The sequence below is a fragment of the Roseomonas aerilata DSM 19363 genome, assembly GCF_000711725.1.
GTDB classification, from domain to species: domain Bacteria; phylum Pseudomonadota; class Alphaproteobacteria; order Acetobacterales; family Acetobacteraceae; genus Roseomonas; species Roseomonas aerilata.
Genome location: NZ_JONP01000002.1, coordinates 244,209 through 270,016 on the forward strand (window position 1 = coordinate 244,209; position 25,808 = coordinate 270,016).

At 71.9% G+C, this 25,808-nt stretch carries 21 protein-coding genes; 7 read left to right on the top strand and 14 right to left on the bottom strand.

Annotated features, from left to right (window positions below; genetic code table 11):
* Window positions 1-32 precede the first annotated feature (32 nt).
* Window positions 33-1,238, bottom strand: a complete 1,206-nt coding sequence (locus tag BO39_RS03945) for an MFS transporter (RefSeq protein WP_052401430.1) — start codon at window positions 1,236-1,238, stop codon at window positions 33-35.
* 59 nt (window positions 1,239-1,297) lie between these two features.
* Window positions 1,298-2,371, bottom strand: a complete 1,074-nt coding sequence (locus tag BO39_RS03950) for a lytic murein transglycosylase (RefSeq protein WP_245614934.1) — start codon at window positions 2,369-2,371, stop codon at window positions 1,298-1,300.
* Window positions 2,372-2,794: 423 nt separating this feature from the next.
* Between BO39_RS03950 and BO39_RS30850 the strand changes: the two genes are divergently transcribed.
* The 5 genes from BO39_RS30850 (at window position 2,795) to BO39_RS03975 (ending at window position 8,894) form a co-directional block, all read left to right on the top strand.
* Entirely contained in the window at window positions 2,795-3,292 is a 498-nt protein-coding gene (locus BO39_RS30850) for a septal ring lytic transglycosylase RlpA family protein (RefSeq protein WP_245614936.1), read from the top strand.
* Between the two features lie 495 nt (window positions 3,293-3,787).
* Window positions 3,788-5,443: an FAD-dependent oxidoreductase gene (locus tag BO39_RS03960; protein WP_043830208.1), complete on the top strand. Its 1,656-nt coding sequence runs from the start codon at window positions 3,788-3,790 to the stop codon at window positions 5,441-5,443.
* Window positions 5,444-5,550: 107 nt separating this feature from the next.
* Window positions 5,551-6,555: a tripartite tricarboxylate transporter substrate binding protein gene (locus BO39_RS03965; RefSeq protein ID WP_052401431.1), complete on the top strand. Its 1,005-nt coding sequence runs from the start codon at window positions 5,551-5,553 to the stop codon at window positions 6,553-6,555.
* A gap of 5 nt (window positions 6,556-6,560) precedes the next feature.
* The gene (locus tag BO39_RS03970; RefSeq protein ID WP_084697826.1) at window positions 6,561-7,046 is read left to right on the top strand and encodes a MarR family winged helix-turn-helix transcriptional regulator; all 486 of its coding nucleotides are present in this window, start codon (window positions 6,561-6,563) and stop codon (window positions 7,044-7,046) included.
* Between the two features lie 186 nt (window positions 7,047-7,232).
* Window positions 7,233-8,894 carry a porin gene (locus tag BO39_RS03975; protein WP_156963458.1) on the top strand — a complete coding sequence of 554 codons (1,662 nt, stop codon included), beginning with the start codon at window positions 7,233-7,235 and terminating at the stop codon, window positions 8,892-8,894.
* 298 nt (window positions 8,895-9,192) lie between these two features.
* Here BO39_RS03975 and BO39_RS03980 read toward each other — a convergent pair whose 3' ends face one another.
* The 3 genes from BO39_RS03980 to BO39_RS03990 all read right to left on the bottom strand — a co-directional run bounded on the left by BO39_RS03980 (window position 9,193) and on the right by BO39_RS03990 (window position 12,615).
* On the bottom strand, window positions 9,193-10,764 hold the full coding sequence (locus BO39_RS03980) for an ABC transporter substrate-binding protein (protein ID WP_043830212.1): 1,572 nt from the start codon (window positions 10,762-10,764) through the stop codon (window positions 9,193-9,195).
* 118 nt (window positions 10,765-10,882) lie between these two features.
* On the bottom strand, window positions 10,883-12,250 hold the full coding sequence (locus tag BO39_RS03985) for an ammonium transporter (RefSeq protein WP_156963460.1): 1,368 nt from the start codon (window positions 12,248-12,250) through the stop codon (window positions 10,883-10,885).
* A gap of 26 nt (window positions 12,251-12,276) precedes the next feature.
* Window positions 12,277-12,615, bottom strand: coding sequence for a P-II family nitrogen regulator (locus tag BO39_RS03990; RefSeq protein WP_043830216.1), 339 nt, complete (start codon window positions 12,613-12,615; stop codon window positions 12,277-12,279).
* A 144-nt stretch (window positions 12,616-12,759) separates the two neighbouring features.
* Here BO39_RS03990 and BO39_RS03995 point away from each other — a divergent pair, with 144 nt between their 5' ends.
* A complete protein-coding gene (locus BO39_RS03995; protein WP_043830218.1) occupies window positions 12,760-14,079 on the top strand; it encodes an FAD-dependent monooxygenase in 1,320 nt (439 codons plus the stop codon).
* 303 nt (window positions 14,080-14,382) lie between these two features.
* Here BO39_RS03995 and BO39_RS04000 read toward each other — a convergent pair whose 3' ends face one another.
* On the bottom strand, window positions 14,383-14,586 hold the full coding sequence (locus tag BO39_RS04000) for a hypothetical protein (RefSeq protein WP_043830220.1): 204 nt from the start codon (window positions 14,584-14,586) through the stop codon (window positions 14,383-14,385).
* Window positions 14,587-14,814: 228 nt separating this feature from the next.
* Here BO39_RS04000 and BO39_RS04005 point away from each other — a divergent pair, with 228 nt between their 5' ends.
* Window positions 14,815-15,006: a hypothetical protein gene (locus tag BO39_RS04005; RefSeq protein ID WP_043830222.1), complete on the top strand. Its 192-nt coding sequence runs from the start codon at window positions 14,815-14,817 to the stop codon at window positions 15,004-15,006.
* Here the strand turns inward: BO39_RS04005 and BO39_RS04010 are convergent.
* The 8 genes from BO39_RS04010 to BO39_RS04045 form a co-directional block, all read right to left on the bottom strand.
* Window positions 14,999-15,712 (bottom strand): ATP-binding cassette domain-containing protein, encoded by a 714-nt coding sequence (locus tag BO39_RS04010; RefSeq protein WP_052401432.1) that lies wholly within the window; start codon window positions 15,710-15,712, stop codon window positions 14,999-15,001. The genes BO39_RS04005 and BO39_RS04010 overlap by 8 nt on opposite strands.
* Window positions 15,712-16,947: an ABC transporter permease DevC gene (gene devC / locus BO39_RS04015; RefSeq protein ID WP_084697827.1), complete on the bottom strand. Its 1,236-nt coding sequence runs from the start codon at window positions 16,945-16,947 to the stop codon at window positions 15,712-15,714. Before devC ends, BO39_RS04010 begins: the two co-directional genes overlap by 1 nt.
* Window positions 16,944-17,969: an efflux RND transporter periplasmic adaptor subunit gene (locus BO39_RS04020; protein WP_043830224.1), complete on the bottom strand. Its 1,026-nt coding sequence runs from the start codon at window positions 17,967-17,969 to the stop codon at window positions 16,944-16,946. Before BO39_RS04020 ends, devC begins: the two co-directional genes overlap by 4 nt.
* A complete protein-coding gene (locus BO39_RS04025; protein ID WP_052401433.1) occupies window positions 17,966-18,532 on the bottom strand; it encodes a TetR/AcrR family transcriptional regulator in 567 nt (188 codons plus the stop codon). The genes BO39_RS04020 and BO39_RS04025 overlap by 4 nt, the downstream gene beginning before the upstream one ends.
* Window positions 18,533-18,728: 196 nt before the next feature.
* A complete protein-coding gene (gene typA / locus BO39_RS04030) occupies window positions 18,729-20,564 on the bottom strand; it encodes a translational GTPase TypA (protein WP_043830226.1) in 1,836 nt (611 codons plus the stop codon).
* Between the two features lie 391 nt (window positions 20,565-20,955).
* On the bottom strand, window positions 20,956-22,161 hold the full coding sequence (locus BO39_RS04035; RefSeq protein WP_052401434.1) for an MFS transporter: 1,206 nt from the start codon (window positions 22,159-22,161) through the stop codon (window positions 20,956-20,958).
* A 110-nt stretch (window positions 22,162-22,271) separates the two neighbouring features.
* On the bottom strand, window positions 22,272-24,923 hold the full coding sequence (locus tag BO39_RS04040; protein WP_052401435.1) for a bifunctional diguanylate cyclase/phosphodiesterase: 2,652 nt from the start codon (window positions 24,921-24,923) through the stop codon (window positions 22,272-22,274).
* A gap of 89 nt (window positions 24,924-25,012) precedes the next feature.
* On the bottom strand, window positions 25,013-25,732 hold the full coding sequence (locus tag BO39_RS04045; protein WP_043830228.1) for an isochorismatase family protein: 720 nt from the start codon (window positions 25,730-25,732) through the stop codon (window positions 25,013-25,015).
* Window positions 25,733-25,808 lie beyond the last annotated feature (76 nt).

Genomic DNA, 25,808 nt, shown 5'->3' on the forward strand with positions numbered 1-25,808 from the left:
CAAGGGAGCGCCGGGGAGGATGGGGCGGCCGCTCAGGCCAGCTCCGCCCCCCGCCGCTCCGGAATGAGCAGCAGCAGCGCGAGAACGTCCAGCGCGTAGAGCGCGGCGAGCGCGGCAATGGCCGTCTCGAAGCCGTAGGCGCCGGCCAGCGCCGCCACCGCCACGGGCCCGAAGCCGCCCACGGCGCGGCCGATGTTGAACAGCACGTTCTGCGCCGTCGCGCGCACCGCCGTGGGGTAGAGCTCGCTCATCAGCGCGCCGTAGCCGCCGAGCATGCCGTTGACGAAGAAGCCCATTACCGCGCCGCCGATCAGCAGCGCCGTCGCATCCGTCAGGCGCGAGTAGACCACCACCATGACAGCCGCGCCGACCATGTAGGAGAGGAAGGCGGGCCGCCGCCCGAGCCGGTCCGCGAGATGCCCGAAGGCGAAGATGCCGACGGCCATGCCGAGGATGGTCACGGCGGTCCAGACCGCCGACTGCGTCAGCCCGTAGCCGAACCGGCTGTTGAGGTAGTTCGGCAGCCAGATCATCACGCCGTAGTAGCCGAAGTTCTGCACGGAGCAGAGGATCACCATGCCGAGGCTGATCCGCGTGGTCGCCGCATCCTTTACCAGCAGGCGGAGCGGAAAGCCCTCCCCCACCGCCTTCGCGCTGCGGGCGGTGAACAGCTCCGGCTCGTGCAGCGTGCGCCGGATTCCCCAGGCCACGAAGGCCGGCAGGACGCCGACCGCGAACATGCCGCGCCAGCCGATGATGGGCAGCAGCAGCGGCGTCGCCAGCGCGGCCAGCAGCACGCCGGCCTGCCAGCCGAGGCCGACATAGGAGGAGGCCCGCGCCCGCTTCGACGCCGGCCAGGTCTCGGCGACCAGCGCCATGCCGATGCCGAACTCCCCGCCCAGCCCGATGCCCGCGATGGTGCGGTAGGCCAGCAGGTCCCAGTAGCCCTGGGCCAGCGCGCAGAGCCCGGTGAAAACGGCGAAGAGCACGATCGTCCAGGTCAGCACCCTGACGCGCCCCAGGCGGTCCGACAGCATGCCGAAGATCAGCCCGCCGATCACCGCCCCCACCAGCGTGCCGGTGACGAGGGAGGCCGCCTCGGCCTGGCCGAGCCCGAGTTCCCCCGCGATGGCACGGAGCATGAAGCCGAGGATCAGCAGGTCGAAGCCGTCCATGGCATAGCCGACGGCCGAGCCCCAGAGCGCCTTGCGGGCCTCGGGCGTGACAGGTTCTTCCACTTTTTTTCTCTCTTCCGTGCGGGCCGGCGATCATCGCCCGCCGGCCGGAAGCGGCCTTATCAGGCGACCTTGTCCGCCAGCAATCCGACCGCCAGCCCATAATTCATCGGCGAGTTGTAGCGCCGGATCACCCGCAGGTTCGGAAGGCCGAGGAAGACCTGCCCCGAGCTGCGCGTCGGCACGGCCAGCGAGGCCTCGGTATCGGTCGCGGGCAGGGGCGACCCGTCCGCCCGCCGCCAGCCCATCCGCGCCCACTCGGCCATCGAGCGCCGGCTCTCGGTGTCCACCCGCTCGATGTCGAAGCCGGCGGGGGGGCGGGCCTCCATCGCCCAGCCCTTGTCCGTCTGCCAGCCGCTGCGGGCGAGGTAGTTGGCGATCGAGCCCAGCGCGTCGGCTCGGCTGCCCCAGATGTCCTTGCGCCCGTCGCCGTCGAAGTCCACGGCCAGCCGCTCGAAGCTCGTCGGCATGAACTGCGGGTGCCCCATGGCACCGGCCCAGGAACCGCGCATCCCCTCGGCCGAGACGTGCCCGGCGTCGATGATCCGCAGCGCCGAGATCAGCTCCCCCTTGAAGAAGGCCGCGCGACGGCCCTCCCAGGCGAGCGTCGCCAGCGCCTCCACCACGTTGAAGCCGCCCGTGTTGGTGCCGTAGTTCGTCTCCATCCCCCAGATGGCGACAATCACCCGGGGGGAGACGCCGTAGCGGCCCTGAATGCTCTCGAGCAGCGCGCGGTTCTCGGCATAGGCGCGGCGGCCGCTCTCGATCCGCGTCTGGCTGACGATGCGGTCGCGGTACTGCTCCCAGCTCAGCACCCCCTCGGGCTGCTTGCGGTCCAGCTCCAGCACGCGGGCCAGGGGGCGGACGCCGCCGAGGGCGCGCTGAACCGTCGCCTGCGAAACCCCGGCCCGCCGGGCATCGGCGCGCAGCCCGACGAGAAAGGTGTCGAAGCCCGCCGCATCGGCCACGACCTGATCGGGCGAGGCGGTGATCGTGGTCACGGGCGCCGGCGCCGGCACGGGCGCCGCCACGGGTGCTACCGGGGCGGCCATGGCCGCCGGCGCGGTGCGGGAGGAGGAAGCGCAGCCGGCGAGGATCGGGCCGGCGCTGGCGAGGAGGAGGCGGCGGGAGAGCATGGGGGCGAGACTTGGCAGGAGCCCGCCGCGTGCGCAACGGCTTCAGTGCACTCCGCGCCAAATCCCACTCTATTCATTGCAAAACCGTTTATTAACAATCGTCTTGGTGGCACATCCATGGGGTCCAGGCGCCGGGTCGGGGGTTGCCACGGGCGCTTCAAGCCCATACCAGGGATCGCGCAGCTCGCCATGGAACTCTTCCGATGGCGGAACAAACCGTCCTTTCGCTGGTCAACGGCGCAGGGGCAGCCTCGCTGAAAGTCTTCCTGCTTTCGGCCCCTCTTTCGCCCGCCGCGGCCGCCCTCTTAGGGAGCGCGCCGCCCCGGGCCTCAAGGAGACGCCGCAGATGGCCCTTCCCCTCCCCGCCGCCCACCTCCGCCAGAGCATCCCGCCTGCTGGGCGCCGCTGGGCGGGATTGGCGGCTTGAGGGCGGCCCTCCGCCGCGCGGCCCCGGCCTGCGCCGCGCTCGGCCTTTCCGCCCTCGTCGCCTGCGCCCCGCCGATGGAGGAGGGGCCGGTGACCGCCGCCGCCCCGCCGCCGCGCGAGGAGCCGGTGCCGCCGCAGGATCCGGCGGTGGCCCTGCTGGAGCAGCAAGGCCTGCGGCCGGCGGGTGAGCAGCAGCTCGGCGATGCCTCCTATTACGGGCCGGAGTTCACGGGTCGGCGAATGGCGAACGGGCGCCGCTTCGACCCGGGCTCCATCTCCGTCGCCCACCGCACCCTTCCCTTCGGCACGAAGGTGCTCGTGACCCACCTCGGCAACGGCCGCTCGGCCATGGCAACGGTGGAGGACCGCGGCCCCTTCATCCGCGGCCGCATCATCGACCTCAGCCCGCGCCTGGCGGAGCGGCTTGGCATGCGGCAGGAAGGCGTCGCGGCCGTCGAGGTGCAGCCCGTCGAGGTGGCCGAGGCGCCGAACTAGAGGCAGCCCTGAAGGGGTTCCCACCTTCTGCCCGAGAGAGGGCGCTGCCCTCTCCGGATCTCACCCGCCAGGCGCCTGAGGCCGCTGGATCCTCATCTGGCGGTCGCGGAACCTTCCTTCACGTTCAGTCGCCTCGGGTCGATGACCTGAGGCGCACCATCCGCCGAGCATTCCAAGCAGGCAGAAAAAGATGAGTGGGGGTCTGGGGGGAGAGAATTCATTCTCTCCCCCCAGCGTCACCAGCGCTGCCCCGTAACGATGCGGGTCTGCCGGTGCAGACCACCACGGGAGCACCGCGCATGACCTTCGAAGCCCGTTCATCCGAGCGCTCGCCTCGCGACAGCAGGCGGCGGATTTCTGCCTCCGGACAGCCGGCATGGTCCTGACCTTCGCGGCGCTGGTGCTTCTCTCCCCCACCCGCCTTGACCACGCCCTCACGGGTTGACCAGGTTGGTAAGGCTGCCTTACCGTTCCTGCAAATAGGGGAGGAAAGGCGTGCAGGAGCCGGAGCGCATCCCTGTCCTGATCGCGGGCGGCGGCCCCTGCGGGTTGATGCTGGCCATCGAGCTCGCCCGTCGTAGGGTGGGCGTGGTGCTGGTGGACGACAAGCCCGGCACCGCCTTCAACCCCCAGGCCAACGCCACCCAGGCGCGCACGATGGAGCACTACCGGCGCCTGGGCTTCGCGGACGAGATCCGCGCGCTGGGAATGCCCGACGACTACCCCACGGACATCGCCTATTTCACCCGCTTCGCCGGCTATGAGCTGGCGCGCTTCAAGCTGCCCTCGGCGAAGGAGGCGCGCGCGCGGGTTTCGGGTCTCTCCGGCTCCTGGAGCGCGGCGGAGCTGCCGCACCGCGTCTCGCAGAAGTTCGTCGAGCGCGTCCTGCGCGAGAAGGCGCAGGCGGCGGGGGCCACTCTACTCTACGGCTGGCGCCTCGACGGGTTCGAGGAAGGAGCCGGGGGTGTCGCGGCCGCCATCGAGGCGGTGGACGGCTCGGCGCGGCGGGAGCTGCACGCGGACTACCTCGTCGGCGCGGACGGGCCGCGCAGCCCCGTCCGCTCCCGCCTCGGCATTCGCTACGCCGGCTCCTCGGGCGTTGCGCGGGACTTCATGGGCGGGCGGATGTACGCCCTCTATCTTCGCTGCCCCGCCTTCTACGACGTGGTGCCCCACGCGAAAGCCTGGATGAACGTCACCTATAACCGCGACCGCCGGGCCTTCATGGCGGCGGTGGACGGGGCCGCGGAGTTCGCCTTCCACACCCAGCTGCGCGACGGCGAGGACGAGGAGGCGATCACCGAGGCCCAGGCGCGCGCGATGTTCGAGCGCGCGGTGGGCCGCTCCGTCCCGGCCGAGATCCTCTCCCGCACCGCCTGGACCGCGGGGCATGCGCTGGTGGCGGAAAGCTTCGGGCGCGGGCGCGTGCTGATCGCCGGCGATGCCGCGCATCTTTTCACGCCGGCGGGCGGCCTCGGCTACAACACCGCGGTCGAGGACGCGGTGAACCTCGGCTGGAAGCTCGCATCCGTTGTGAAGGGTATCGCGGCCCCCGCGCTGCTCGACAGCTACGGGCTGGAGCGCGGGGCGCTCGCCCGGCGGAACACGGCCTACGCGCGGGAGCTCGCGGATTCCCTCGCCTACCGCCCGGCGGATCCGGCGCTTGAGAGCGACACGCCCAAGGGCGAGGCCGCGCGTCGGGAGGCCGGGGAGCATCTCGGCGCCCATGCGCGGCGCGAGTTCAACATTCCCGGCATCACCTTCGGCGGGCGCTACGACGGCTCCCCCATTATCGTCCCGGACGGCACCGCACCGCCGCCCGACGCCATGAACCGCTACGAGCCCACGGCCTGCCCCGGCGGGCGCCCGCCGCATGCCTGGCTCGGCGAGGGACGATCGCTCTACGACCTCTTCGGACCGGAATGGACGCTGCTGCGCCTCGGCCCTGCTCCAGCGAAGGGCTTCTCCCGCGCGGCGGCCGTGGCGGGCCTGGACCTGCGGGTGGTGGAACCCGGTGGCGGGGAGGCGCTGCGCGACCTCTACGGCCGCGACCTCGTCCTTATCCGCCCGGACCATATCGTGGCCTGGCGCGGGAACGATGCGGGGCAGGCGCCGGCCGTGCTGGCCCAGGCCGCGGGACTTGCCGCCTAAGGCGTGGCCGCGGGCGGCGGCCCCGGGCTAGCCTGAGCCACGCCATCGTCGATCGAAGAAAGAAACCCGGCCGGTTGCTCCAGACCGGCTAACAGGGAGGGACCAGGATGACGCATCGCAAGGGCTTCGGGCGAAGGCAGTTTGGCAGGGCGGCAGGCTTGCTGCCGCTCGCGGCGCTCGCGCCCCGCGGGGCGGCGGCCCAGGGGTCCGGCTCGCGCATCCCGGACGGGCCCGTGACGGTCGTCGTTCCCTATACCCCGGGCACCGGACCGGACATCCTGGGGCGGCTCGTCTCGGCGCCGCTGCAGCAGGCCTTCGGGCAGCCGGTGGTGGTGGACAACCGGGCGGGCGCCAGCGGCAATATCGGCACCCAGTTCGTCGCCCGCGCCGCGCCGGACGGGCGCACGCTGATGATGCAGCCGAACACCTTCATCATGAACCCGAGCCTGTTCCGGCAGGTGCCCTACGATCCCATCAACAGCTTCGTGCCGATCATCCAGCTCAGCACCGGCGACCTCGTGGTGGTGGTGAACCCGGACGTGCCGGCGCGGAACGCGAAGGAACTGGCGGAACTGGCGCGCGCGAAGCCGGGGGAGATCGACTACGGTTCCCCGGGCGTGGGCACGCCGCAGCACCTGGCCATGGCGCTGTTCGGGCTCACGGCGGGGGTGACGATGAACCACGTGCCCTATCGCGGCGCTGCCCCCTCGCTCCAAGACCTCATCGGCAAGCGGCTGGCGGCCATGGTGCTGCCGGTGCACACGGCGCTGCCGCTCGCCCAGTCCGGGCAGATTCGACTGCTGGCGATCTGCGGCGACCAGCGGAGCGACGTGGCACCCGACGTGCCAACCCTCGCCGAGAGCGGCGTCCCGGGATCCCAGGCCGATCTCTGGTACGGCCTCTTTGGTCCGGCCGGTCTGCCCGCGGATTTCGTGCGCCGGGTGAACGCCGACCTCAACGCCTGGCTGACCGAGCCCCGCACGCGGGAGGCGCTGCTGGCCCAGGGCATGAAGCCCGCCGGCGGCACGCCCGAAGCCCTGGGGGAACTGGCGAAGCGCGACCTCGCGCGCTGGGCAGACGTGATCAGGCGCGGCGGCATCTCGGCGGATTAGGCAGGATGGGCGACCCCGCCATCGGCGGCGCCCCTCTCGCCCTGCCGGCCCGCGGCGGGCCGGGCAACTGGCGCCGGCACAATGTCGGCCGCCTGCTGAACGAGGCGGTGCACCGCTTCGAGAGCCGCGTGCTGGCCCTGCTGGCGGAAACGGGCTTCCACGAGGTCCGGCTCGCCCATATCGGCGTGACGCGGAACCTCGACATCGGCGGCACGCGCGCGACCGAGCTTGCCCACCGCGCGAGCATGACGAAGCAGGCGATGGGCGAGCTGATCGAGCAGTGCGTCGCCCTCGGCCTCGTGCAGCGGGAGCCGGATCCGGCGGACCGCCGCGCCAAGATCGTGCGCTTTACCCAGCGCGGCCTGCGCTTCCTCGATGAGTTCCGCGGGGCCGTCGCGACTGCCCAGCAGGAGATGGGGGAACGGCTCGGCGAGGAGCGGCTGCAGGCGCTGCTCGACACGCTCTGGGACTACGCCCACCCGGAGGTGTGACCGAGAGTTAACCGCCCGCGGGCCGCGGGTCATAACCTTGTTATGTGCCCCTCGGCCCCGGCCGGCGCATACACCCCGCGCACGCCCCGGCGCCGCCGGCGGCGGAAACCACCCTCACGATGGGATGGAAGCGTGAGCCCACGATCGATGGCGTCAGTCTCACCCGCATCGAAGGAGGGGCTCGCCATGGCACCCCGCGCCGCCGGGAGGGGGTGGTTGCTGGCGGCCTGCGCCGTCTCGGCGCTCATGCTGCCGGCCCTGCCCGCCGCGGCGCAGTCCGTGCAGGACCTGCGGGCCCAGCTGAACGCGCTGCAGCGGCGGATCGACCAGCTCGAGGCGGCGCAGCGCCGGTCCGAGCAGCGCACGGTGGAGGCGCCGCGCCCCAGCCCCGCCCCGTCCGGCCGCGGCATCGCCGCCGCGCAGCCCGGCCGCAGCGGCCCCGGCCCTGCGCAGGCGGCGGGGATCGACACCTCGCCCAACAACAGCCTCTCGCGCGAGACGCAGACGGGCGGGCCGCCGCAGGTCACCTCGGCCATTCCCGTGCAGGCGCAGCGCGAGGACCCGCTGAACGGGCTGCGCGGTTCCTTCCCCGGCTCCTTCCGCGTGCCGGGAACGGACACCTCCGTCCGCCTCTACGGCTTCGCCAAGCTGAACATGTCCGGCGACCTCGGGCCGCGGAACCGCTCGGACGTCGTCACCGGCCAATCCATCCCGCTGGAGCGCGGCGTGGCCGGGGCGCGCACGGGCGGCGACTTCCAGGCCAGCGCCCGGCGCTCCCGCCTCGGCATCGAGACGCGCACGCCCTTCGACGGCTTCGGCGAGGTGCGCACGCAGGTGGAGTTCGACTTCGCGGGCCAGAACACGGACCTCACGACCCAATCTACCAACAACTCCTACACCCCCCGCCTGCGCCAGGCCTTCGCCGAGATCGGACAGTTCCAGGCAGGCGGCTGGGGCACCCTGCTCGTCGGCCAGACGAACTCGCTCTTCGCCGACCAGCCGCTCCTGCCGCTGCAATGGCTGAACGACTGGACCGCGCCCGGCGCCAGCAACGTCCGCCAGGCGCAGGTCCGCTACTCCCGACGCCTCGAGGGCGGCGTGACGATCAAGGCGGCGCTGGAGAACAGCTACAGCGACATCACCTCCACCGCCGGCACGAGCTATCCGGACGCGAATGGCGGGGCAGGCTTCGGCGTGAACCAGGTGCCGGACCTGACCGCGCAGGCGATTGTGGAAGGCGACTGGGGCTTCGCCGCCCTGCGCGGCATGCTGCGCCAGGTGCGGATCGACAACCGCGGCGCCGCGAGCCCGGCCTCCCGCTACACCGATTCCGCCCTCGGCTTCGGAATCGGCGCGACGGCGGCGGTGAACCTGCTTGAGAAGCGCCTCATCCTGGCCGGCAGCGTCCAGTACGGCGAAGGGCTGGGGCGCTACCTCGATTCCAGCTCGGCCGGCGTCGGTGCGGTCTCGAACTTCGGCCTGCCCGCCGCGGCCGGCGGGGGGCGGGAGATCGACACTGTGGGCGTGGTCGCGGGCGTCGTGGGTGCGCAGTACCACTTCACCTCCAACCTTCGCAGCAACCTCTCGCTGCACGGGGTGCGGCTCAACTTCCCCGACTACGTCCGCGCCTTCGCGGGCTGCCTCGGCGCCGGCTCAGGCACGGTCTGCGACGGGGTGAACCAGGAAATCTGGGCGGGCGCCATCAATCTCATCTGGAGCCCGGTGAAGCCGGTGGACCTCGGCATCGAGTACGTCCACGCGGAACGCACGCTGGAGAACCGCAACGTGAACGGCGTACGCGGCGGGCGCTCGGATCGGGTCCAAGCCTCCGCGATCGTGCGGTTCTGAGGGGCCGGCGCTGGTGACTCCGGGGAGAGGAAGAAGGAGTTCTTCCTCTCCCCGGATCCCTCGCCATCATCTTTTTCTATCTGCTTGATATGCCCTGCGGCCGGTGCGCCTCGAGTCGATGACCCGAGGCGAATGCACGAGCAGGAAGGGCACCTGGAAGGATCCGGCCCTCAATCATCGTATCCGCGACAGCCAGATGGGGATCCAAGGACCTCAGGCCCTTGGCGGGTGAGCCGCGGAGGGGGCAGCGCCCTCTCCGCTCCCGCACAGGACGGATCAGAACCTCCGCACCGCGGCCTTAACCCTTCGTCACGCCCCAGAACACCGGCACCGTCGTCGGCCGGATGCCCGTGAGATTGCTCCGCCACGCGGCGTTTGCGCGGAACTGCCCGGCATTGATGTAGGGCAGCACCTCGTAGGCGCGGGCGTGCACGGCGTCGAGCAGGGTGCGGCGCTTCGCCGGGTCGCCTTCCTGCGCCCAGGCGAGGCGCAGGCGCTCCAGTTCCTCGTCGCAGGGCCAGCCGGCGGGGGCCGCGTCGCAGCTGCTGGCGAGATAGAGGTTGGAGAGCGGGTTCTCCGCGTCCAGCACGTTGGCGATGGTGACGAAGAGGTTCCAGCCACCCTGCGCCGGCGGCTCGCGCCGGTTGCGGCGGGCGGTCAGCGTGCCCCAGTCCATCGCCTGCACGTCCATGTTCAGGCCCGCGCGCCTGAAGGTCTCGGTCATGACGAGGGTGGAGGCGTTGTTGAGGCCGTTGTCGGTGGCATTGAGGAAGACGACGGGGCGCCCGTCATAGCCGGCCTCGCGCAGCAACGCGCGGGCGCGGTCGATGTCGGGCTCGCGCAACCCGCGCGCGCCGGCGGCGGTCTCCAGCGGCGTGCCGCACATGAAATAGGAGGGGCAGTAGGGCACCTGTTCCGCCGCGCGGATGCCCATGCCCTCCAGCACGTCCTTCTGGTTCACGAGATAGAGCAGCGCCTGGCGGGCGCGCGGGTCGTTGAAGGGGGGCTGGGTGTGGTTGAGGCGCAGCCAGGCCATGCTGCCCACGGGGTTCACCGGCGCCACGCGCACGGCGCGGTTGCGCTCGAGCGTGGGGATGAGGTCAGGCGGCGGCTGCTCCAGGAAGTCGATCTCGCCGTTCGCCAGCGCGTTCACGGCCACCGCGGGATCGGGCATGGCAAGCCATTCCACGCGATCCACGCCGACCACCTTGCCGCCGGCCAGCCCGTCCGGCGCCTCGTCGCGCGGGCGGTAGGCGGGGTTGCGAGCATAGACGGCGCGGTCGCCCGCCCGCCACTCGGCGCCGCGGAAGACGAAGGGGCCGGAGCCGGTGGTGTCGGTGATGGCGGTGGCGGCGGGCGTGTTCGCCACGCGCTCGGGCATCACGAACAGCGCGCTGCCGGTGGGGCGGGCGAGCGCCTCCAGCACGAGGCCGAAGGGCTTGGAGAGGCGGATCTCGAAGGTCTTTTCGTCCACCACCTCCATCGCGCCGGTCGCGGCGGCCAGCGCCCGGCCGACGACGTCTCGCTGCGCCCAACGGCGGATGGAGGCCACCGCATCCGCCGCGCGCACCGGCGCGCCGTCATGGAAGGCGAGGCCGTCGCGCAGCGTGAAGCGCCAGGTCATGCGGTCGTCGGAGACGGTATGCGCGCCGACCATCTGCGGCCGCGGCACGCCCTTGCTGTCGAGCGCGAAGAGCTGGTCATAGATGAAGAAGCCGTGGTTGCGCACCGTGGCGGCGGTGGACTGCACGGGATCCAGCGTGGAGACCGGCAGGGAGAGGGCGATGCGCAGCGTCGTCTGCGCACCCGCCGGCGCCGCCGCCAGCCCTAGAAAGGCGGAGAGAAGAAGGGAAAGGCGGCGCGCCGTCATGTCGGTGTTCCTGCATCGGGGACGCAACAGCCTTGCACGGGCCGTGCCTACGGAAGGGAACAAAAAAGCCCCGGCGGATCGCTCCGCCGGGGCTGGTCTTACGCCGATCGCGCCCCGATCAGCCGAGGCGCTCGCCGTGTAGCGCGACGTCGAGGCCCTCGCGCTCCTCCTCCTCGGTGACGCGGAGGCCGACGATGACGTCCACGATCTTGAGCAGGATCCAGGTGGCAACGGCCGTGTAGATGAACACCGCCGCCACCGCGTAGGCCTGGATGATCAGCTGGTCGATGCTGCCCGAGGTTCCCTCCGGCAGGGCCGTCGTGGCCGAGAGCGGGCCGTAGGCGAAGACGCCCGTCAGCAGCGCGCCGACGATGCCGCAGAGGCCGTGCACGCCGAAGGCGTCCAGGCTGTCGTCGTAGCCGCACCAGTGCTTGAGGGCGGTCGCGCCCCAGAAGCCCGTGAGGCCCGCGACCACGCCGATGATCAGCGCGGGGATCGGCAGCACGAAGCCCGCGGCCGGCGTGATGGCGACAAGGCCGGCGACGGCGCCCGAGATCGCGCCGAGGACGGAGGGCTTGCCCTTGACTGCCCACTCCGCGAACACCCAGGCCAGCGCCGCGATGGCGGCGGCAAGCTGCGTCACCAGCATGGCCATGCCCGCGCGGCCGCCGGCGGCACCCGCCGAGCCCGCGTTGAAGCCGAACCAGCCCACCCAGAGCAGCGAGGCGCCGATGACGGCGAGCGCGAGGCTGAAGGGCGCCATGTTGTCGTGGCCGTAGCCGACGCGCTTGCCGAGCACGATGGCGGCGACGAGGCCAGCCACGCCCGCGTTGATGTGCACGACCGTGCCGCCCGCGAAGTCGAGCGCGCCGAGGGCGAAGATCCAGCCATTCGGATGCCAGACCCAGTGCGCGACGGGCGAGTAGATCACCAGCAGCCAGAGGATGTTGAACAGCACCATCGCCGAGAACTTCATCCGGTCCGCATAGGCGCCGGTGATGAGAGCGGGGGTGATGATGGCGAAGGTCATCTGGAACATCAGGAAGACCGTCTCGGGGATGGTGAAGGCCACCGCCGCGTCGCCCGAGCCCAGCGTGAAGGGCTTGTCCCAGTTCTCCGCGACGCCCCGCAGCAGCAGCTTCGAGAGGTCGCCGACATAGGCGCCGCCCTCACCGAAGGCGAGGCTGTAGCCGGCCACCATCCAGACCACCGTCGCGATGGCGGTGATGGCGAAGGACTGCATCATCGTCGCCAGCACGGTCTTCTTGCGGACCATGCCCGCGTAGAAGAGCGCGAGGCCCGGGATGGTCATCATCAGCACGAGGGCGGTGGAGGTGAGCATCCAGGCGGTGTCGCCGCTGTTCACCGTCGCCTCGGCGGCGGCGGACGCGGCCGGCGTGTCCTGCGCGAAGGCGCCTCCCGCCAGGAGCGCGGTCATGCCAAGGGCCGCGGCAGCCATCGTCCGGCCGCGCGAATGGGGTCGCATCGTCGTATCCTTGCTATTCATCGTGATCACAGGGCCCCCACATCGGTCTCGCCGGTGCGGATGCGCAGCGCGCGCTCGAGGTCGAGCACGAAGACCTTGCCATCGCCGATCTTGCCGGTGCGCGCGGTGTTGGCGATCGCCTCCACCACGGCATCGGCCAGCTCGTCCGGCACGGCCACCTCGATCTTGAGCTTCGGAAGGAAGGAAACCTGGTACTCCGCGCCGCGGTAGATCTCGGTCTGCCCCTTCTGGCGCCCGAAGCCCTTCACTTCGGTCACGGTCAGCCCCTGCACGCCGAGCGGGGTGAGCGCCTCGCGCACCTCGTCCAGCTTGAATGGCTTGATGATCGCCATCACCAACTTCATCGTCGTGCGGCCCCCTTCCTCCGCTAGAACAGGGGCCTTGATGCGAGTTGCGTGCCACCGCCGTTACGTTAATCGGGGGTGGTGCCGGGGCTTCCCGTGCCCAAATACTAGGCACAACACCGGCCCGTGATGCAGGAACACCCGATGACGATGCGTGAACCCGAGGCCCCCGCCGACCTCAACGTCGATGTGCTGGTGATCGGCGCGGGCCCCGTGGGCGGCACCCTGGCCACGGCGCTGGCCACCGCCGGCGTCAGCGTCATGGTGGTGGATGCCCAGGCCCTGGCGCCGATGGAACTGCCGGCCTTCGACGGCCGGGCCTATGCCGTGGCCGCGAGCAGCCGCAACCTGCTGGCGGCCGCCGGCCTCTGGGACCTGCTACCGGGCGAGCCCTGCGCCATCACCGGCATCCGGGTGAGCGACGGCCGTCCGGGCGAGCGCGCCTCCCCCCTGCACCTGCATTTCGACGCGGCGAGCATGGGGGAGGAGGCCTTCGGCTGGATGGTGGAGGCCCGTTCCCTCCGCGTCGCCCTCAACGCCCGCCTGGCCGCCCTGCCCGGCCTGCACCTGGCCGCGCCCATGACCGCCGAGGTGGAGCGGCGCGCCGAAGGAGCCGCGGCCCGCCTCTCCGACGGCCGGACGGTCCGCGCACGGCTGGTCGTCTCCGCCGAGGGGCGGCGGAGCGCGCTGCGGGCCGCCGCCGGCATCGGCGCCGCGCGGCTGGACTACCGGACGGCCGGGATCGTCTGCGCCATCGCCCATGAACGGCCGCACCGCGGCACCGCGCTGGAGGCCTTCCTGCCGAATGGCCCCTTCGCCCAGCTCCCGCTGGCCGACGCCTCCCCCGAGGGCGACAGCGAGCGCGCCCTCGCCGCGCGGGAGGGCTTCCCCCACGCCTCCGCCATCGTCTGGTCCGAGCGGGGCAGCCTCGCCCCCCACTTCATGGCCATGGAGCCCCCGGCCTTCGAGCGCGAGGTGATGCGGCGCATGGGCGACCACCTCGGCCGCGTCCGCCTCGTCGGCGGGCGGTGGGCCTATCCTCTCTCGGCCCTGCAGGCGATGCGCTTCACCGACACGCGCCTCGCCCTGGTGGGGGACGCTGCCCACGGCATCCACCCCATCGCCGGCCAGGGCTTGAATGTCGGCCTGCGCGACGTGGCCGCCCTCGCCGAACTGATTATCGAGGCCAAGACCGCCGGCGAGGATGTCGGCGCCCCCACACTGCTCTCCGCCTACCAGGCGCAGCGCCGGCCGGACGCCATCCTCATGCTCGGCGCCACCCATGCGCTGGAACGCCTCTTCGGCAACGACATCGCGCCCGTGCGCATCGCCCGCCGCCTGGGTATCGCGGCCGTGGACCGGATCCCCGCCCTGAAAGGCTTTTTCGCCCGGCGGGCCATGGGCTTTGCGGGGGGGACCGCCTCGGGGCTGCTCGGCGGGCGGGGGATCATGCCGGCTGGGTAGGGGCGGCGCTGGTGTCCCCGGGGAGAGGAAGAAGGAATCCTTCCTCTCCCCGGACCCCTCACCATCATCTTTTTCTATCTGCTTGATAAGCCCTGCGGCCGGCGCGCCTCGGGGTCGTGGACCCGAGGCAATGGCACGCGCGGGAAGGGCACCAGGAAACAGGACCAGCCCAATCACCGCATCCGCGACAGCCAGACGGCGATCCAAGGGCGTCGGCCTTCGCCGATCCGAGGCACTGCCTCGAATGTCCGGAGAGGGTGGATTCCTCTCCTGTCCGACGGGATCAGAAAGGCGCCACCTGCCTCAGGAGAGGGCGGCGCGGATCCCCGCCGGAAGTGCGACGGCGGGGGCGACCAGGGCCGGGCTGTTCATCGGGGCGTTTTCGCCCCGCCTCTCGACCGTGACGCCGGCCGTTTCCAGGCCGCGCAGGGTGCCGAGCGCGGACCGAGTACCGGAGAGGAGGACGCGGGGCGGGAAGTAGTCCCGGCCGGGCAGTGGCACGCGCATAAGGTGTCTCCGAGGCAGTCGACGGCGGCCTGTGCCCACCGGGGGTTGTATCGATTGATTACCGATGCGCAAGACACGCCGCGCTGATTGTTGCCGAGCCAGCGCATATCGCCCGCGCGACAGGCCGCGGGAGGTTGACCCAGGGGTTGTCTGAACGGGGGGGGCCAGGCCGCGTTTCATCGCCGGGCGTGAACGCTTCGTTCAGTGGCGACCGATAAAGGTCAGGCGATGCAGGAGAAGCCGTTCCCCGTCATTCCGATCGTCGCCATCTTCTCCAGCGAGGCCGCGGCCCGCGCAGCCATCGCGGAGACGGGGGCCGAGGTCCTGCGGCTTCCTTCGCCGGGGGTCGCCTTCCTGCGGCCGGCCCAGGGCCTGGTGGAACGCCTCTACGCGGCCGGGGCCGGGCTCGTGATCACCTAGCCGGGGCGGGCGCCTCGCCCTCGGCGCTGCCGGCGACCACCCGGCCGTCCTCCATCGTCACGATACGGTCCGCCACGTCGAGGATGCGCGGGTCGTGCGTCACCAGCAGGATTGCGGTGCCGCGGGACCGCGCGAGATCGCGCAGCAGCCGCACGACCTCGCCGCCACTTGCCCTGTCCAGCGCGGCCGTCGGCTCGTCCGCCAGGATGAGGCCGGGGGCGTTGACGAGAGCGCGCGCCACCGCCACCCGCTGCCGCTGCCCGCCCGAGAGCTGCGACGGCATCTTCCCGGTCTGATCCGCCAGGCCCACGGCGCGCAGCATCTCCCCCGCGCGCTCCAGCCGCTCCGCCTCCGCGGTGTCGCCGTCCAGCTCCAGCGCCATGGCGACGTTCTGCCGCGCCGTGAGGAAGCCGAGAAGGTTGTGGCTCTGGAAGATGAAGCCGATGCGGCGGCGAAGCGCGACCCGTGCCGCCTCCTTCGCGCCCGCCAGTTCCTGGCCGAGCACGCGCAGCGATCCCTGCTGGGCCGCCCGCAGCGCGCCGACGAGGGTAAGCAGGGTCGTCTTACCGCTGCCGGAAGGGCCGGTGAGGATGACGATCTCCCCGGGCGCCACACGGAGCGAGACATCGCGCAGCACCTCCCGCCGCAGGGTTCCGTCCCCGTAGGCGTAGGTGACGCCATCCAGCTCGACGGGGTCGCCGATCATCAGAACATGTCCGCGGGGTTGGCGTCGCGCAGCTTGCGGGTGGCGAGCAGCCCGGCGGCGGCGCACATGCCGAAGATCAGCAGCAGCACCCAGGCCGCGCGCTCGGCCGTCATATTCAGCGGCAGGAAGGTCGCGTCCGCCACCACGCCGTAGAGGATGGAGGAGACGATCGTGCCCGGCACGAAGCCGAGCAGCGCGAGGATGCCGGCCGCCCCCAGCACGACGCGCGAGAGATGGCCGTTGGAGTAGCCCATGGCCTTGAGGGTCGCGTACTCCTTCAGGTGGCTCGCGATGTCGCTGAACAGCACCTGGTAGACGATCACCATCCCGACCACGAGGCCCATGAGGCTGCCGAAGGAGAAGATGAAGCCGATGGGCGTCGCTTCCTCCCAGTAGCGGCGCTCATGCGCGCGCAGCTCCGCCTGCGTCATCACGCCGACATCGGGGGGCATGATGGCGCGCAGCGCGGCCTGGGTGGTCAGCAGGTCCGCGCCTGGCGCCAGACGGATGGCGCCGAGATCCACCAGCGCCGCCCGCCGCCCGCTGACGACGCGGCGGAAGTTCACCTCCGACAGCACCGCGTTGCCGTCCGCCCCGAAGGAGGAGCCGAGTTCCACCGTGCCGACCACCCGCAGGTCGCGGTTGCCGATCTGCACGGGGAAGGGCCCGCGCTCGGCCAGCATGGCGGTGACGGGGCCGAACTCCGGGCGCGAGCGGGCATCGAAGGCGAAGGTATCCGGCTGCTTCAGCGCCTCGCGCACGGGGGCGAGGCCCGGCAGGTCCAGCACCCCCGCCTCCACGTCGAAGCCGATGAGCTGAATGGTGCGGCGGGTGCCCGTCGCCGGGTTCCGGAAGCTCGACTGCGCGAGATAGACGGGCGCCGCCGCCGCCACGCCATCCACCGCCAGCGCCTGGGAGACCCGCGCGCGCGGGATCGGCTCCGGCCGGAAGGAGGCGAGCGTCATCGGGCTCATCAGGAACAGGTCCGCCTTCATGGCGCCGATGAGGGTCGTCGCGCTCTCGAACAGCGCGGCGCGGAAGCCGAGCTGCATGAAGACGAGGAGGCAGGCGAACATCACCCCCGCCGTGGCCGAGGCTAGCCGCGCCTTCTCGGAGCGGAGCTGGCGCCAGGCGAGGCGCACCGCGAGGCGGGTGGAGGCGGCGAGGCCCGGCGGGCTGGGCGCCGCGCGCGTGGCCGGCGTGACAGCAGGCCGCAGTTCGGTGAGCGCGTTCATGGGCGGATCGCCACCTGCACCTGCATGCCGGAGCGGCGCGAGAGCGCGGCGCGGGCTGCCTCGTCCAGCGTCAGGCGGACCTCGACCGTGCGCGCGTCCACCGCGGCCACGGGGTCGGTGCCGGCCTGGGTCGTGCGGCGCACCACCCAGCCGATCTCGCGCAGCACGGCGTTCAGGCGCCTGGGCTCGCCGGGCACCACCACCTCGGCCTCGGCGCCGCGGCGGAGGCGCGGCAGGTCGGTCTCGTAGACATCGGCCACGACGTCGAGATGCGAAAGATCGCCCATCTCCAGCACGCCCTCGCTTCCCACGGCCTCGCCGGCACGGGTGATGATGCGGAGCACGGTGCCGTCGGAGGGCGCGCGCAGCCGGGCGAGGGCGGCATCCGCCCGCGCGCGCTCCAGCGCACCCTGGGCGGCGGCGAGATCGGCCTCGGCGCGGGCGATATCCTCGGCGCGGGGGCGGCGGAGCGTTTCCAGCTCCGCTTCCGCCGCCGCGCGCTCAGCGGTGCGCTGGGCGGCGAGGTAGCGGTTGCGCTCGGCGTTGGCCGCGGCACCAGCACCGGAGGCGACGAGGGACTGCGCCCGCCCGGCATCGCGCCGCGCCGTCTCCTCGGCGGCGCGCAGCGCCTCGGCCCGGGCCTCGGCCGCCGCGATCTCGCTCGGGCTGCCGCCGGCCTGGGTGCGGTCGAGCGTGGCGGCGACCTGCGAGACGCGGGCCAGCGCCTCGGCCACCGAGGCGTCGCGTTGCGCGGCGTCGGCGAATTCGGCCAGCACCTGCCCGGCCTTCACCGTATCGCCCTCCGCCACCATCAGCCGGTCCAGCCGCGCGCCGGTTGCGGGGGCCGCCAGGCGGCGGATGCGGCCCGCGGGCTCCACCCGGCCGAGCGCGCCCACGCCGGCCGGCCCCTCGGCCGCGGCGGGCGCGACCACCGGGGGCGGCGCGAAGGGGCCGATCTTCGCCATCCAGGCGGCGGCACCCGCGGCAAGGAGCAGGATCGCGATGAGGGCGAGGCGCCTCATGCGCCGCGCTCCAGCAGGCCGTTGAGGGTGTCCCGCAGCGCCGAGAGCTCGGCGGGCCCGGCTTCGTAGAGGCCGAAGAGGCGGGCCATGAACAGCCCGTCGCCGGCCATCATGATGGCCGCGGCAACGCCCGGCGGCGTGCCGTCGGCCACCGCTGCCGCCCGGACGCGGGCGAAGAAGGCGCGGATCGGGTTCAGCAGGGCGGGGTCGTGGTGGAAGGCAGCGAGCATCACCGCCGCGGCTCGCGCATGCGCCTCCAGGATGTCCGGCTCGTCGAAGGTGAAGGCGAGGCAGGCGCGCAGCGCCCGGCCCGGCCCCTCCGGCTGGGCGGCAAGCACCGTCTCGTAATCCGCGGTGATCCGGTCCGCCAGGCGCTGCATCATGGCCACCAGCAGCGCCTCCTTTGAGGCGAAATGGTAGAGCAGCCCGCCCTTGGAGATGCCGGCTCCCCGCGCCGCGCCCTCCAGCGTCAGTGCCGGCACGCCGCGCGCGCGGATGATGGTCTCGGCGGCGTCGAGGACGCGGGTCTGCGCGCCGGGCGGGGCGACGGGATCGAGGGGCATGGCGCGGCTTCTATACCGTCCGGACGGTAAAGGACAGAGCTTCCTGCACGCCGCCGCTCTCCCGGCCCAGGGAGGAGAGGGCCGCCGGAAACGAAGAAGCCCCGGCGGAGGAGGGCGCCAGCCAAGGCTGCGGCACCTTCCCCACCGGGGCCCTGTTCTCAGCGATGGCCCGGGGGAGCGAGTCCCCCGGCCCCCATCACGCCGCCTCGCTCTCCGAGCGGCGGGCGTGCTTCTTGCGCTCATGCGGGTCGAGGTAGCGCTTGCGCAGACGGATGGCCGTCGGCGTCACCTCCACCAGCTCGTCCTCCTCGATATAGGCGATGGCCTGCTCGAGCGACATGCGGCGCGGCGGCACCAGGAGAAGCGCCTCGTCCTTGCCGGCGGCACGGATGTTGGTGAGCTTCTTCTCCTTGATCGGGTTCACGTCGAGGTCGTTCTCGCGCGAGTGCTCGCCGAGGATCATGCCCACGTAGACCTTCACGCCCGGGTCCACGAAGAGCGCGCCGCGCTCCTGCAGGGCGAAGAGGGAGTACTGCACCGCCTCGCCGTCCGAGTTGGAGATAAGGCTGCCCTTCACACGCCCCTCGATCGGCCCCGCCCAGGGCTGATAGCCGAGGAACAGCCGGTTCATCATGCCGGTGCCGCGCGTGTCCGTCATGAACTCGCCGTGGTAGCCGATGAGGCCGCGGGACGGGATGTGGAAGGTGAGCCGCACCTTGCCGCCGCCCGAGGGCCGCATGTCCTGCATCATGCCCTTGCGGAGGGACATCTTCTCAACGACGACGCCCGAATACTGCTCGTCGACATCGATCAGCGCCTCCTCGAAGGGCTCCTCCTTCTCGCCGGTCTCCGGGTTCACCTGCGTCAGCACGCGCGGGCGGCCGATGGTGAGCTCGAAGCCCTCGCGGCGCATCGTCTCGATGAGCACGCCGAGCTGGAGCTCGCCGCGGCCGGCCACCTCGAAGGCGTCCACTTCCTCGGAGACCTTCACCTTGATGGCGACGTTGCCCTCCGTCTCCTTGAAGAGACGGTCGCGGATCTGGCGGGAGGTGACCTTCTTGCCCTCGCGGCCGCCGAGCGGGCCGTCGTTGATGCGGAAGGTCATGGTCAGCGTCGGCGGATCGACGGGGATCGCCGGCAGCGGCTCCGTCACCTCGGGGGAGGCAATGGTGTCGGGGATCGTCGCATCGCTCAGGCCGGCGATGGCGCAGATGTCGCCCGCCTGCACCTCGTCGACCGGCACGCGGTCGAGGCCGGAGAAGGTCATCAGCTTGGTCAGCCGCCCCGTCTCGACGATCGAGCCGTCCTGGCGCAGCACGCGCACCGGCATGTTGGTGCGCGCGACACCCTGCTCGATGCGCCCGGTCAGGATGCGGCCGAGGAAGTTGTCGGCCTCGAGGATGGAGGCGTTCATCGCGAAGGGGGCATCGCGGTCGACCACCGGCTCCGGCACGTGGCTCAGGATGAGGTCGAACATCGGCGACAGGTCCTTGCGGGCCCCGTCCATCGTCAGGTCGGCCCAGCCCTGGCGGCCGGAGGCGAACATGGTGTGGAAGTCGAGCTGCTCGTCAGAGGCACCAAGAGCGGCGAAGAGGTCGAATACCTCGTTCAGCACCTCGTCGGCCCGCGCGTCCTGGCGGTCCACCTTGTTGATGACCACGATCGGCTTAAGCCCGCGGGCCAGCGCCTTGGTGAGCACGAACTTCGTCTGCGGCAGGGGCCCTTCGGCCGCGTCGCACAGCACGATGGCGCCATCGACCATCGAGAGGATACGCTCCACCTCGCCGCCGAAGTCGGCGTGGCCCGGCGTGTCCACGATGTTGATCTTCACGCCCTTCCACTCCACCGCGGTGGACTTGGCGAGGATCGTGATCCCGCGCTCGCGCTCGAGGTCGTTGCGGTCCATGGCGCGCTCGGCCACCTGCTGGTTGGCGCGGAAGGCGCCGGCCTGCTTCAGCAGGTTGTCCACCAGCGTGGTCTTGCCATGGTCGACGTGGGCGATAATCGCCACGTTGCGGATGCTTTGCGTCATCGCGCGTTGTCCTTCGTCCTGCCGGGGCCCGGCCTCTCAGCTTGGTGCCCCGGTGCGCGCGATGCCGTTTGGCCCGGTGGCCCGGGAAACCGATCGCGCCCGTTTCGCGCCCCTGAAAGGGGGCGCGGCCCTCGCTCGAAGTTCCATCCATATGGAAGGCCCCGCGCGCATCGGGCGGCGGGGCCTTTCTTCGGCGGTTCGGCTTGTTGCGGCGCACAGATAGCGTGCCGGGGGCCGGATTGCGAGAGATTCCGCGATGCTCGCCGCCCGCCCCGCGCATGCGCCCCGCTCATGCGGCGCCGGCGGGGCGCGGGGCTCCCTCTCCTTCCCCGGGAGGGACGGTCCCACCGCCGCGCCCCTCCGAGCGGCCGGCGAGCGGCCCTCGCCGGCCCTAGCGCGGCCGCAGCACCCGCGCGAGGGCGAGCCCCAGCGAGACCATCCCCGCCGCCACGACCATGAGCGCCGGGACCGATCCCAGCCAGGCGATCAGCAGGCCGAAGAGCAGCGGCGCGAGCGACTGACCAACAAAGAAGAAGAAGGCGAAGAGCGCCACCGCGGAGCCGCGCGCCTGCGGGGCGATCTCCGTCACCCGTGTCTGGAGGGAGCTGTGCATCGTGAAGTAGCCGAGCCCGACCGCGAACATCCCGGCTGCCACGGGCAGCACCCCTGCCCCGCCGCCATCCTTCAGCCCGGCCCAGGCGATGGCCGAGAAGCCGAGGGCGACCAGCGCCCCCGCCGCCCGCTGCATCCCCGACAGGCCGAGGCGCGACAGCATGAACCCGGCGAGAAGCGTGTTGGCCACCCCCGCCGCCCCGAAGGCGCCGATGGCGATGCCCGCCTGAAGGGGGCCGCCGACGCCCCAGTCCGCGAGCATGGCCGCGAGATAGGGAAAGAGGCCGAAGACGAGCAGCCCCTCCGCCGTTGCGGCGGCATAGACCCGGCGGGCCATGGGCAGGGCAAGGATACCGGCATAGCGGCGTGTCGCCGCGGTGGCGTCCAGCCGGCCGGGCGGCGGGTCGGGCTCGGCCCGTATATCGCGCAGGAGCACAAGGCCCATGCCGAGCACCGCCGCCGCGCCCCCGCCGAGGATGCCCCGCCAGTCCACCACCTCGTGCACCAGGCCGGAGATCACCCCTCCCGCGATCTGCCCCGTGGTGGCGAAGGCGAGGAGACGGCTGAGCGCCACCTGGCGCTGGTCCATCGGCACGCGGTCGCCGAAGGTGGCGATGACCAGGGGGTAGATCCCCCCCGCCGCCGCGCCCGCGAGCGCCCGGAAGACGAAGAGAAGGCCGAGGGAGGGCGCCAGCGCGCAGGCCACCAGCGCGAGGCCGGTGAGCAGGGTGGCCAGCGCGATGATCCGCCGCTTGCCCAACGCGTCCCCCACCGGCCCCAGAAAGGGCTGGATGAGGGCGTAGGGCATGGCGAAGGCGGTGGCGATGAGGGCCACGCTGTCGGTCGCGACGGCCAGGTCGCGGGCGATCTCCGGCAGGATCGGGTCCAGGCTGCGGGCGGAGAGCGAGGTGCAGAAGGCGGTCAGGCCGTAAAGGGTGATCAGCCGGCGGGTTCGCGCGGACTCGTCGGCGGGCGGGCGGGGCATCGCGCAGAGGTTGGAACGGACGCGCCCGGCGCGCCAGCCCGGCCCCGTTCACGGCACCGGCCAGAGGCGGGAGGATGTGCCCTGCCGGCCCGGCCGCAGCCCCGGGCGGCTCAGGCCCTCTGGCGACGCCGCTCCCCCGCAAGGTTCTCGCGGAGCCTCTCCTCCGGGATAGGCCGGCCGAGGAGGAACCCCTGGACCTCGTCGCAGTCGAGCTCCCGAAGAAGGGCAAGTTGCTGCTCGGTCTCCACACCCTCGGCGGTCACGCGAAGGTTCAGGCTCCGCCCGAGGGCGATGATCGCATTCACGATCGGGCGCGCGCTGCCGTCCAGCTCGGTCGCCTGGATGAAGGATCGGGCGATCTTGAGCCGGTCGAAGGGGAAGCGGCGGAGATAGACAAGGCTCGAATAGCCGGTGCCGAAATCGTCGAGGGCGAGCCGGACGCCGAGCGCCTTCAGCGCGCGCATCGCCGCCAGCGCGCCCTCCGCGTCCTCGATCAGCAGACCCTCGGTGATCTCCAGCTCCAGCCGGCCGGCGGGCAGGCCGGTCCGCGCCAGGATCCCGGCCACCTCGCTCGGCAGGTCGCCGTGCTGGAACTGGACCGGGGAGAGGTTCACCGCGACAACATAGGGCTGCATCCAGGCCGCGGCGGCCTTGCAGGCCTGTTCCAGGACCCAGCGGCCGAGCACGAGCATCAGCCCGCATTCCTCCGCCACCGGGATGAAATCGGCCGGCGAGACCTGACCTCGCACCGGGTGCTCCCAGCGCAGCAGGACCTCGTAGGAGACGACCTCGCGGGTGTGGCAGGCGTAGACGGGCTGAAAGCTGACGGCGAACTCGCCGTTGCCGAGAGCATGGCGCAGGTCGTGTTCCAGCAGGCCCCGCTCGCGCAGGCGCACCTCCATCTCCGGCTCGAAGAAGCGGGTGACACCCCGGCCCGCCGCCTTGGCCCGGTAGAGGGCGGTGTCCGCGTTCTTCAGCAACGCCTCCACCGTCCGGCCGTCGTCCGGGAAGATCGCGATGCCGATGCTCGTGTCGATGCTCACGGCATAGCCGCTCACGTCGAAGGGCCGGGCGATCTCGCCGAGAACCCGCTCTGCCAGCGCCGCGGCGTCGGCCGGGCGGGAGACGGAGGTCTGCACGAAGACAAACTCGTCGCCCCCCACCCGCGCCACGATGTCCGAGGCGCGGGAGAGGCCCCGCAGGCGCTCGGCCGTCCCCCGCAGCACCTCGTCCCCGGCGGCGTGGCCGAGGGTATCGTTCACGGGTTTGAAGCGGTTCAGGTCGAGGCAGAGCACGGCCAGCTGCCCACCGCCGCGCTCGGCCAGGGCCATGGCCTGCATCAGGCGCTCCTTGAGCAGAATGCGGTTCGCCAGGTCCGTCAGGCCGTCGTGATGGGCGAGGTGCTGGATCCGCTCCTGCGCGCGCAGGCGGTCGGTGATGTCGGTATAGGTGCTGACCAACCCGCCATCGGCGAGCATCCTCGTGCGGATCTCGATCACCGTGCCGTCCGCCCGCAGCAGTTCGCCGAAGCGCAGGCCTGCCTCCCTCTCCAGCGCTGACTCGTCGCATGGCTCCGCGCCGAGGGGGCACAACTCCCCCCGCGCCGCCTGCCACTCGGCCACCGGCGCGTGGTCCTCCCCGGTCTCGGCCATCCCCGGCGGCAGGCCCAGCAGCGTGACGTAGCGGGTGTTGCGGAGGGAAATGCGGCCGTGCCGGTCCACCATCAGCAGCCCCTGGTCGAGGTTCTCGATCGCGTGGCGCAGCACCTCGCGCGAGGCGAGGACGCGATGCTTGTGCCGGATCAGGAGGAAGCCCACGACGAGCACCAGAAGGGTAATGCCCGAGCCGAGCGCGACGGTGAGGCTGAACAGGGCGTCGAAGTTCGCCATGAAGGGCGCCATGTCCATCCCGACCGCCACCGTGATCGGGTAGTTGCGCAGCCGCCGGAAGCTGATGGCCTGCCCCTGGCTCCCGTCGGTAGGGGTGATGCGGAGGCTGCCATGGTCCGTCGCCGCGGCGGCCCGGCCGAGCGGCGTCTCCGACAGGTCGTGGCCGAGCAGGGTGCCGTCGGGCGCGGCCGCGCGCACGATCCCGTCCTGCCCAAGCAGCATCATGTTGCCGCTGAAGTCGAGCAGCTCGTGGAACTGCGTCATCCAGTAGGAGTCGAGCGAGCAGACCACCACGCCCGCGAAGCTGCCGTCAGGGGCGAAGACCTTGCGCGTGAACTGCACGGTCCAGCGGTTCGAGACCCGGCCCAGCACCGGCCGGCTGATGAAGAGCGTGTCGGCCGGCTCCTCGAGGTGGACCCGGAAATGCGCGCGGTCCGAGAGGTCGAGCGTGCCGTCCGTCCTGCCGAGATTCGTCTGGCGCAGCCGCCCGTTCGCGTCGATCAGCGCGAGCTGCGCCATCATGCCGTCGCTGTAGCCGTTGTCGGTGGCGACGAAGTCGAGGGAGAAGCCCTGCGGGTCGCGCCGGTAGGCATCGCGCGCGAAGCGCAGGCGCTGGTCGATCGCCTCGATGGTGCGGGCGACGCCCTGCTCGGCCGCGCCCGCGATGTTGAGGGCCGAGAGCCGGACGTTCTCCTCGATCCCCTGCCGCTCCACGACCAGGCGCGCGCCGACCGCGCCCCAGACGATGACCAGGATCGTCAGGACGAGCGCGATCTCGAAGCGGAAGCTGGTCCAGCTCCGGGAGAGGACCGACCGAGCGGCAGCGAGTGGCGTCGCCCGCGGCGAGACCACGGCTGGCGGGGGGTAGGACACGCGCGCTTCTCCGTCCGGCAAGGGTCCGGCTCGCCCCAGGTTAGGGAAGAAGAAGTGAACGAAAGTCTAAGCGGGGGGGCCGCGGGGCGTCAGTCCGCGGCGGCGAGCGCCGTCAGCGCGGCGGTGGTCGTCACCCAGCCGAAGAAGGTGCGCACGTTGAACACCGTGGCGTCGTGCACGAATCGCGGGCCGCCCTGCCAGCAGGCATCCTCCACCAGCACGGGCCAGAACTCGCGGTGGAAGGCCTCGCGCAGCGTGCTCTCGACGCAGACATTCGTCGCGACTCCGCAGAACAGGATGTCCCGGATGCCGCGGGCGCGTAGCATCATCTCAAGCTGGGTGCCGTTGAAGCCGCCGTAGCGGGGCTTCTGGACGAGGATGTCGCCGGGCGCGCGCTGCATCTCCGGCACCAGCGCGTAGTCCCAGGTGCCCTTGGCCAGCAGCGTGCCCTCCAGCTCCGGCCGCTCCCGCATGAGGCGCAGGGCGTTGGACTTCCAGTGGTTGGGCGAGCCGGGGCCGCCGGCCTCGACCCCCTCGGCGTCCCAGCCGTTCTGGAACCAGACGACCTGGATGCCGAGCATCCGCGCCGCCGCCACCGTCTGCACCACGTTGCCGATGACCGAGCGGGTGCCCGAGAGGTCGAAGCCCGCCTTGTCGAGATAGCCCTCCGCCGAGGCATAGGCGTTCTGCATGTCCACCACGATCAGCGCGGTGCGGGCGGGCAGGATCGGGAAGGCCTCGGGCTCGGCGGGCAGCAGGCGGTCGCCGGGGACGCGGGGGAGTTCCTGGGGGGTGCGGTCGATCGACATGGGGTCATGCTGCGCCGCGGAATCGCCCCCGTCCAGGCACCGGCAGCGGCTCCGGAAGCCGGAGAGCGCGGCTCCC